Origin of the sequence: Burkholderia sp. HMSC10F09 (assembly GCF_001806955.1) — a bacterium.
Lineage (GTDB): Bacteria > Pseudomonadota > Gammaproteobacteria > Burkholderiales > Burkholderiaceae > Burkholderia > Burkholderia multivorans.
Window position 1 is genome coordinate 19700 of sequence record NZ_KV786683.1, and the last position, 8434, is coordinate 28133.

The window sequence follows — 8434 nt, forward strand, 5'->3', positions numbered from 1 at the left end:
CGTGCGAATCAGACATTCCCTCCTTTGCGTCTCCGTGCTGGTCGTCGGCAGCCAGAGCCATGCGACGGAATTCAATTCGTCGTTTCTCAGCATCGACGGGGCGACCGACGTCGACCTGTCGCAGTTCTCGCAGGCCGACTTCACGCTGCCCGGCGAGTACATGCTCGAGGTGCAGGTCAACGACCTGTTCTACGGGCTGCAGCCGATCGAGTTCGTCGCGCTCGACGCGTCGGGCGCGGGCAAGCCCTGCCTGCGCGCGGAGCTGGTCGCGCAGTTCGGCCTGAAGCCGTCGCTCGCGAAAGAGCTGCCGCGTTTCCACGGCGGGCGCTGCGTCGATCTCGCGGCGATCGAGGGCGTGACCGTGCGCTACCTGAAGGGCGACGGCCGGCTCAGGATCACGATTCCGCAGGCTGCGCTCGAGTTCACCGACGGCACGTATCTGCCGCCGGAACGCTGGTCGGACGGGATCGCGGGCGCGATGCTCGACTATCGCGTGATCGCGAACACGAATCGCAGCTTCGGTTCGGGCGGCCGGCAGACGAATGCGGTCCAGGCGTATGGGACGATCGGCGCGAACTGGGGCGCGTGGCGCGTGCGCGGCGACTACCAGGCGCAGTCGAACGTCAGCAATACCGTCTACGCGGACCGCACGTTCCGTTTCAGCCGCCTCTACGCGTTCCGCGCGCTGCCGTCGATCCAGTCGACCGTCACGTTCGGCGACGACTATCTGAGCTCCGACATCTTCGACACGTTCGCGCTGACCGGTGCGTCGATCCGCAGCGACGACCGGATGCTGCCGCCGTCGCTGCGCGGCTATGCGCCGCTGATTTCCGGCGTTGCGCGCACCAACGCGACCGTGACCGTGTCGCAGCAGGGGCGTGTGCTGTACGTGACGCGCGTGTCGCCCGGTGCGTTCGCGCTGCAGAACATCGACACGAGCGTGCAGGGCACGCTCGACGTCGCGGTCGAGGAAGAGGACGGTAGCGTGCAGCGCTTCCAGGTGACGACCGCGGCCGTGCCGTTCCTCGCGCGCACGGGGCAGTTCCGCTATAAGGCCGCGGTCGGCAAGCCGCGGCGCTTCGGCGGCGCGGGCATCACGCCGTTCTTCGGCTTCGGCGAGGCGGCGTACGGGCTGCCGTTCGACGTCACCGTGTACGGCGGCTTCATCGCCGCGTCCGGCTATACGTCGATCGCGCTCGGCGTCGGCCGCGACTTCGGCACGTTCGGTGCGGTGTCGGCCGACGTCACGCATGCACGCGCCCGGCTCTGGTGGAACGGCGCGACGCGTCACGGCAACGCGTACCGCATCAACTATTCGAAGCATTTCGACGGGCTCGACGCGGACGTGCGCTTCTTCGGCTATCGCTTTTCCGAACGCGACTACACGAACTTCGCGCAGTTCTCGGGCGACCCGACCGCATACGGTCTCGCGAACAGCAAGCAACGCTACTCGGCGACGATGTCGAAGCGCTTCGGCGATACGTCGGCCTATTTCTCGTACGACCAGACGACGTACTGGGAACGCGCGTCCGAGCAGCGCGTCGGTGTGACGCTGACGCGCGCCTTCTCGGTCGGCGCGCTGCGCAACCTGAACGTCAGCGTGTCGGCGTTTCGCACGCAGAGCGCGGGCGCGAGCGGCAACCAGGTTTCGGTGACCGCGACGCTGCCGATCGGCGGCCGCCATACCGTCACGTCGAACCTGACGACCGGCAACGGCAGCACGAGCGTCAACGCCGGCTACCTGTACGACGATCCGGCCGGCCGCACGTACCAGATCAGCGCCGGCACGACCGACGGCCGCGCGTCGGCGAACGCGAGCTTCCGCCAGCGCACGTCCGCGTATCAGCTGACCGCGCAGGCGTCGACGGTCGCGAACGGTTACGCGGCCGCATCGCTCGAGGTCGACGGCTCGCTCGTCGCGACGCAGTACGGCATCGCCGCGCATGCGAACGGCAACGCGGGCGACACGCGGCTGCTGGTGTCGACCGACGGCGTGCGGGACGTGCCGCTGTCCGGCACGCTGACGCACACCGATTCGCGCGGCTACGCGGTGCTCGACGGCATCTCGCCGTACAACGTGTACGACGCGGCGGTCAACGTCGAGAAGCTGCCGCTCGAAGTGCAGGTGTCGAATCCGATCCAGCGCATGGTGCTGACCGACGGCGCGATCGGCTTCGTGCAGTTTTCGGCCGCGCGCGGCAGCAACCTCTATCTGACGCTGACCGATGCGGCCGGCAAGCCGCTGCCGTTCGGCGCGTCGGTGCAGGATGCGGCGAACGGCAAGGAGCTCGGCATCGTCGGCGAGGGCGGCGCCGCGTATCTGACGCAGGTGCAGCCGAAGTCGTCGCTGGTCGTGCGCGCAGGCGAACGCACGCTCTGCACGGTCGACACGCTGCCGAACCGCCTGCAACTCGAAGGCACGCCGATTCCGGTCGCGTGCGACACGACGGTCGCGCCGCACGCCGCGGCCGCCCAACCCGAAACGATTCACTGACGGATGTTGCGATGAAGCACTTTCATTCCCTTCCCGGCGTGCGCCGCACGTCGTCGCTGCTCGTTGCGGCCGGCGCGCTCGTCGCCTGCGCCGCGCACGCGTCGATCGTGCCCGACCGCACGCGCGTGATCTTCAACGAAGGCGAGCAGGCCGCGGTCGTCACGGTGACGAACAAGAGCGCGACCTATCCGTATCTCGTCCAGTCGTGGCTCGAGGACGCGAACGGCAAGCGCATCACGTCGCCGCTGATGGTCGTGCCGCCGCTGCAGCGCGTCGAAGCGAACGAGCGCAACGTGCTGCGCATCGCGAAGCTGCCCGGTGCCGAATTGCCGACCGATCGCGAATCGGTGTTCTATCTGAACATCCGCGAAGTGCCGCCGAAGACCGACACGCCGAACACGCTGCAGATCGCGCTGCATACGCAGATGAAGCTGTTCTACCGGCCGAAGGGCGTGCAGCCCGCGCGCGACGAGGACTGGACGCTGCCGATGACGCTGCGCGTCGACACCGCCGCGCATCGGCTCGTGTTCGACAACCCGACGCCGTACCACGTGACGATCGTCGCGCTCGCCGCGGGCGCGCAGAAGACGCCGGTGCCGATGGATCCGCTGATGGTGAACCCGATGAGCACGGCCGACCTGCGGTTCGACGGCGCGGCGCCGTCGACGCTGTTCCTCACGCACGTCGACGACTACGGCGGCCAGGTCGCGGTCGAGTATGCGTGCGACGCGGGCGCCTGCAAGAGCGTGAAGCGATGAGCGGCGCACGACGGCCGCGTGCTGCCGGCCGGCTGCGCGCGTGGTTCGGCTGGAGCGTCTGCGTGCTGCTGTTCGCGCTCGCGCAACCCGCGTGGGCCGTACGCTGCGTCGCGAACGGCGGCGGCACGGTGCTGACCGAATCGATCGGCAACGTCGCGTCGTATCCGACCGATGCGCCGGACGGCTACGTGATTTGGGTGTCGCCGCCGCGCACGACGACCGGCTACTGCTACAAGGATCTCGGCGGCAGCATGAAGACGTTCGGCGAATGGATCTACTTCTACGCGAATCCGGAGCAGCAGAATCCGGCCGCGTGGGGGCTCGAGATCGGCATCCGCTATCTCGGCCAGGACTATTTCGGCCGCAGCAGCCAGCCGGGCGACGGCGTGCAGACGAGCACCTACGTGCAGCCGTGCCGGCTCAGCGACGCCGACGTGCGCGCCGGACGATGCGAAAAGTTTCCGCTGAGCATCACGTATCAGGTCGTCGTGCGCAAGCGCGGCAGCTGGATGCAACCGCCGTCGGACGTCTACGCGGTCTTCCAGTTCGACGGGAAGGGCGGGTTGAACTACATCAATCCGAGTTTCCGCTACAAGCTGAGCGGGCTGCAGAAGCTGAAGCCGACGCCGTGCATGGTGGACGTCAAGGTCACGCCCGAGCCGGGCGTCGTGAAGTTCGGGCAGATCCAGGCGACGGCCACCGGCTTTTCGCCTGCCGTGCCGCGCAAGACGTTCAGCGTCGCGCTGACCAAGCAGTGCAGCGTGCCGGTGCGCGTGGACGGCTACTTCGAGACGGCCCAGGCGGTGCGCAACGGCTTGCTCGTGCCGGCCGCCGACAGCAATTTCGGGATCGGCATCGAGGATCGCAACGGCACCGCGATTCCGTTCAACCAGCAGTTCGTGCTCGCGCAGATGCCGGGCAGCGTCAACTATCAGAGCGTGACGCTCGATGCGGTGCTGAAGTCGTTCGGGGCGCCGAAGATCGGGCCGTTTACCGGCACCGCGACGATCCGGCTGTTCATCTACTGAGGAGCGTCGCGCGCGAGCACGCGACGCGATGCGACGACGCGCCGCTCGCGCGGCGCATCGCGGTGTTTAGCGCACCCAGCGGCACACCTTGTGATGGTGATGCTCGAAATGGCAGACGCGGTGCGGATGCGCTTGCGCGAGCGTCGGTGCGAGCACGGCAGCAGCGACGGCGGCGGCGGTGAGGGTCTTCAGTAGCGTTTTCATGTTGATGTCCTGTCGTTGAAGTTGGCGATTACGGAAAGCGGCGCGGCGTTACCACTGCGGGCGCGGTTCGTCGCGACGGTCATCGCGGCGGTCGTCGTGCCAGCCCGGATGCTGCGCCTCCCAGTCACGGCGTTCCCAGTAACGATGTCCGTCCCAGTAACGATCGCCGTGCCAGCCGATCGTGACCTGCGCCGGTGCGGGGTAGGCCACGCAGCCGGTCAGCATCACGCTCGATAACGCGCCGATCATCACGGCGGATAACACGATGGTTTTCATGTCGTTCTCCCTTGGAAACCGCAGCCCGATCGTACGAGCCCCGAAAATTTCACGTGGTAATAAGTTGCTACCGCAAATAACGGTCGAAGGCATTTCGTCAGATGACAGAAAGGCGTCGTCCGCACGTGGTCCGCGACGCGATGCACGCCGAAGCCGCGTGCGCAGGACGCGGCACGCGCGAAGGCCCGTCGCCTTGTCGGACGGCGCGCCGTAAGCTTCGCCGCGCGCGTCGGCGGCACGCGCAGGCGGGCGCGCCGTTTGATCAGACTATTCCCCACATCCGGCAGGGGTGTTGGTAATCGGATTGAGAATGATTTGCGTTTACGTTACATTCCGCTATCTCGGAATACGACGGAGCAGATCGATGGCAATGGCGGACGTGCTCGAACGACCGGTCGCGGCACCGGCGAATCGGTTTCCCGGAAGCGGCGCCGTGCGCGCGCGACGCGGCGCCGAACCGCGTGCGCAGGGCGCGCTGCTCGACGTGCTGATCGCGCATCGCGCCATGCTGGTCAACGTCGCGCGCGGCTTTCTCGGCTGCGCGAGCCGCGCGGAGGACGTCGTGCACGACGTGTTCGTGAAGCTCGTCGACTTTCCGAACCAGGATGCCGTGCGCCAGCCGGTCGCGTACGTGACGCGGATGGTGCGCAATGCATCGATCGACGCGTGCCGTCGCCAGAATCTCGAAAACATCCATCACGCGGACGAAGACGACGGCTTCGACGTGCCGTCGCCGGAGCCGACGCCCGAGGCCGCGCTGATCACGCGCGACACGCTGCGCCGCGTATCGGCCGCGCTCGACGATCTGCCCGCGCGCAGCCGCGCGGCATTCGAAATGGTGCGGCTGCGCGAGGAAACCTTGCAGACCGCGGCGCGCGCGCTGAACGTGTCGCAGACGCTCGTGCACTTCATGGTGCGCGACGCCGAGCGCCACTGCGCGGCGTGCCTCGACGCCTGCCAGCGCGGCGTCGCGTGCCCGGTATTTCTCGGCGGCCGCACGCGGCGCCGGTAAAAAATCGCGCGGCCCGTTCGTCTTCGATACAGGAGCGGCCGCATCGCCGCTTCGCACCTTCAACCGTCTCAAGCGATTTCCGATCATGACGCAAGCCACGACGCCTTCCGCCGACTCCGACGATCTCGTCTACACGGTCGTCATCAACGACGAAGAACAGTATTCGATCTGGCCGACGTTCCGGCCCGTGCCGGCCGGCTGGCGCGAGGTGGGCGTGCGCGGCGCGAAGGCCGACTGTCTCGCGCACATCGAAACCGTCTGGACCGACATGCGCCCCGCGAGCCTGCGCCGCGCGATGGACGGCGAGCGCGCGCCGAACGCATCGTGATCCGCGGCGCCGCGACGCGGCGCGCCATCTGAAGAGGACGTTTGCATGACCTTGCTTTCGTTGCCGACGCTCGACGATCTGCGTATCGAGCCGGGGCTGCCCACCGTCGTGTCGCCGCGCGGCGACGACGGCATGTCGATCGACGACGTCGCGCCGCTCGCGCGCGCCATCGCGGCCGACACGCTCGAACGCGCGGGCGGCGTGCTGTTCACGGGGTTTCGCGTACCGTCGATCGACGCGTTCCAGCGGTTTGCGGCGTCGTTCGGCGATCCGCTGATCGGCTATGAATATGCGTCGACGCCGCGCAGCCAGGTCGAGGGCGCTGTCTATACGTCGACCGAGTATCCGCCGCATCGCGCGATTCCGCTGCACAACGAGCAGTCGTATACGCGCGAATGGCCGATGCGGATCTGGTTTCATTGCGCGCTCGCCGCGCCGAAGGGCGGGGCTACGCCGATCGCGGACAGCCGCGCGGTCTACCGCGCGCTCGATCCCGCGCTGGTCGCGCGCTTCGAGCGGCGCGAGCTGCTGTACGTGCGCAATTTCGGGCAGGGCCTCGATCTGCCCTGGCAGCAGGCGTTCGGCACCGACGATCGCGCGGCGGTCGAGCGGATGTGTGCGGCGCGCGGGATCGAATGCGGCTGGCGCACCGACGACGACGGCGAATGGCTGCTGCGCACGCGCGAGCGCTGTCAGGCCGTCGCGAAGCATCCGCGCACCGGCGATCGCGTGTGGTTCAACCAGGCGAACCTGTTTCATCTGTCCGCGCTCGACGACGACATGCAGGAAGCGCTCGTCGACGCGGTCGGCCTCGAGAACGTGCCGCGCAACGTGTACTACGGCGACGGTGCGCCGCTCGAAGCCGATGCGCTCGCCGAGATCCGCGGCGTGCTCGATCGACAGCGCATCGTGTTCCCGTGGCAGACGGGCGACGTGCTGATGCTCGACAACATGCTGACGGCGCATGCGCGCGATCCGTTCGAAGGGCCGCGCAAGGTCGTCGTCGCGATGGCGCAAAGCCATACGGTCCCGCGCGACCGAACGGAGGCTCGATGACGGGGCGTCCTGCCGCGCTTGCCGCGCGCGGCCTGACGGTCGGCTATCGCGACCATGTCGTGATCGACGGGCTCGACCTGTCGATCGCGGCCGGTCGCGTGACCGCGCTGTGCGGCCCGAACGGCTGCGGCAAGAGCACGCTGCTGCGCACGCTTGCCGGCCTGCAGCCGGCGCGCACGGGCCACGTCGAAGTCAACGGGCGGCCGCTCGCATCGTTTCGTCGCCGCGCGCTCGCGCGCGAGCTGACGATGCTCGCGCAGTTCAACCAGATTCCGTCGGGGCTCACGGTGCGCGAACTCGTCGCGTACGGACGCTATGCGTACGGCGGCTTCCTGCGCGGGCTCACGCGCGCGGACCACGCGGCGATCGACGAGGCGCTCGACACGAGCGGCCTCGCCGCCGACGCCGAGCGCGACGTCGGCGCACTGTCCGGCGGCGAGCGGCAGCGCGCGTGGATCGCGATGGCGCTCGCGCAGCAGGCGTCGATCGTGCTGCTCGACGAGCCGACGACCTATCTCGACATCCATCATCAGCTCGACATCCTCGACGCATTGCGCACGCTGAACCGCACGCGCGGCCTGACGATCGTCTGGGTGCTGCACGACCTGAACCAGGCGGCCGCGTACAGCGACGAGATCGTGCTGATGCGCGCAGGCCGCGTCGTCGCGCACGGCGCACCCGACGCGATGCTCGAGCCCGCACGGCTGCGCGCCGCGTTCGGCGTCGACATGCTGAAGCTCGCGCATCCGCAGACGGGCGCGCCGATGTGCGTGCCGGCGTACGGGCCGGCGACCGCCGCGCCCGAGGCCGCGCACGCGTCGGACCGGGATCTCGCATGACGACGACGGTCGCGATACGCAAGCGCACGCAGGCCGCGCACGCCGCAGCCGGTCGCCGAGCCGGCCGGATCGCGATCGGCGCGATCGTGCTGATCGCGCTCGTCGCGGCGATGCGCGTCGCGCCCGATCTGCTTGCCTGGTGGCGCGCCGCGCCCGGCAGCGACGCGGCCGCGCTCGCGCACGTGTTCCTGTTCGATCTCGGTTTGCCGCGTATCGCGGCTGCGCTCGTCGCCGGCGGCTGCCTCGGCATCGCGGGCGCGCTGTTCCAGTCGCTGACGCGCAATCCGCTCGCGTCGCCGGACCTGCTCGGCGTGACGGGCGGCGCACAGCTCGGGCTGCTCGCCTCGATGCTCGTGCCCGCGCTCGCGGGCGTCGCGTCGGTGCCGCTGCTGTTCGTCTGCGGACTCGCGGCGGCGGCCTGCGCGATCGCGGCGGCCGG

General features: G+C 68.8%; 10 protein-coding genes. 8 read left to right on the plus strand and 2 right to left on the minus strand.

Features of this window, described 5'->3' with window-relative positions:
- Positions 1 to 34 precede the first annotated feature (34 nt).
- The 3 genes from HMPREF3115_RS12525 to HMPREF3115_RS12535 are packed head-to-tail and all read left to right on the plus strand — an operon-like array spanning position 35 to position 4280.
- Entirely contained in the window at positions 35 to 2494 is a 2460-nt protein-coding gene (locus tag HMPREF3115_RS12525; protein WP_070554598.1) for a fimbria/pilus outer membrane usher protein, read from the plus strand.
- 11 nt (positions 2495 to 2505) lie between these two features.
- The gene (locus HMPREF3115_RS12530) at positions 2506 to 3252 is read left to right on the plus strand and encodes a fimbrial biogenesis chaperone (RefSeq protein ID WP_070554600.1); all 747 of its coding nucleotides are present in this window, start codon (positions 2506 to 2508) and stop codon (positions 3250 to 3252) included.
- The gene (locus HMPREF3115_RS12535; protein ID WP_070554602.1) at positions 3249 to 4280 is read left to right on the plus strand and encodes a fimbrial protein; all 1032 of its coding nucleotides are present in this window, start codon (positions 3249 to 3251) and stop codon (positions 4278 to 4280) included. The genes HMPREF3115_RS12530 and HMPREF3115_RS12535 overlap by 4 nt, the downstream gene beginning before the upstream one ends.
- A gap of 66 nt (positions 4281 to 4346) precedes the next feature.
- Here HMPREF3115_RS12535 and HMPREF3115_RS31595 read toward each other — a convergent pair whose 3' ends face one another.
- Positions 4347 to 4484, minus strand: coding sequence for an HHHH-motif protein (locus HMPREF3115_RS31595; protein ID WP_006404847.1), 138 nt, complete (start codon positions 4482 to 4484; stop codon positions 4347 to 4349).
- Positions 4485 to 4532: 48 nt separating this feature from the next.
- Positions 4533 to 4760, minus strand: a complete 228-nt coding sequence (locus HMPREF3115_RS12540) for a hypothetical protein (protein ID WP_070554604.1) — start codon at positions 4758 to 4760, stop codon at positions 4533 to 4535.
- Between the two features lie 364 nt (positions 4761 to 5124).
- Here HMPREF3115_RS12540 and HMPREF3115_RS12545 point away from each other — a divergent pair, with 364 nt between their 5' ends.
- The 5 genes from HMPREF3115_RS12545 to HMPREF3115_RS12565 form a co-directional block, all read left to right on the plus strand.
- On the plus strand, positions 5125 to 5772 hold the full coding sequence (locus HMPREF3115_RS12545; protein ID WP_006400110.1) for an RNA polymerase factor sigma-70: 648 nt from the start codon (positions 5125 to 5127) through the stop codon (positions 5770 to 5772).
- A gap of 85 nt (positions 5773 to 5857) precedes the next feature.
- Positions 5858 to 6100 carry an MbtH family protein gene (locus HMPREF3115_RS12550; protein ID WP_006404845.1) on the plus strand — a complete coding sequence of 81 codons (243 nt, stop codon included), beginning with the start codon at positions 5858 to 5860 and terminating at the stop codon, positions 6098 to 6100.
- Between the two features lie 45 nt (positions 6101 to 6145).
- Positions 6146 to 7156, plus strand: coding sequence for a TauD/TfdA family dioxygenase (locus HMPREF3115_RS12555; RefSeq protein ID WP_070554606.1), 1011 nt, complete (start codon positions 6146 to 6148; stop codon positions 7154 to 7156).
- On the plus strand, positions 7153 to 7995 hold the full coding sequence (locus HMPREF3115_RS12560) for an ABC transporter ATP-binding protein (protein WP_070554607.1): 843 nt from the start codon (positions 7153 to 7155) through the stop codon (positions 7993 to 7995). Before HMPREF3115_RS12555 ends, HMPREF3115_RS12560 begins: the two co-directional genes overlap by 4 nt.
- A partial coding sequence (locus HMPREF3115_RS12565) for an iron chelate uptake ABC transporter family permease subunit (RefSeq protein ID WP_141751672.1) occupies positions 7992 to 8434 on the plus strand: 443 nt, incomplete at its 3' end. The genes HMPREF3115_RS12560 and HMPREF3115_RS12565, both read left to right, overlap by 4 nt.

Coding starts and splice junctions, on each gene's coding strand:
- HMPREF3115_RS31595 (WP_006404847.1), bottom strand. CDS start 4,484: ATGAAAACGCTACTGAAGACCCTCACCGCCGCCGCCGTCGCTGCTGCC.
- HMPREF3115_RS12555 (WP_070554606.1), top strand. CDS start 6,146: ATGACCTTGCTTTCGTTGCCGACGCTCGACGATCTGCGTATCGAGCCG.
- HMPREF3115_RS12545 (WP_006400110.1), top strand. CDS start 5,125: ATGGCAATGGCGGACGTGCTCGAACGACCGGTCGCGGCACCGGCGAAT.
- HMPREF3115_RS12540 (WP_070554604.1), bottom strand. CDS start 4,760: ATGAAAACCATCGTGTTATCCGCCGTGATGATCGGCGCGTTATCGAGC.
- HMPREF3115_RS12550 (WP_006404845.1), top strand. CDS start 5,858: ATGACGCAAGCCACGACGCCTTCCGCCGACTCCGACGATCTCGTCTAC.
- HMPREF3115_RS12530 (WP_070554600.1), top strand. CDS start 2,506: ATGAAGCACTTTCATTCCCTTCCCGGCGTGCGCCGCACGTCGTCGCTG.
- HMPREF3115_RS12560 (WP_070554607.1), top strand. CDS start 7,153: ATGACGGGGCGTCCTGCCGCGCTTGCCGCGCGCGGCCTGACGGTCGGC.
- HMPREF3115_RS12535 (WP_070554602.1), top strand. CDS start 3,249: ATGAGCGGCGCACGACGGCCGCGTGCTGCCGGCCGGCTGCGCGCGTGG.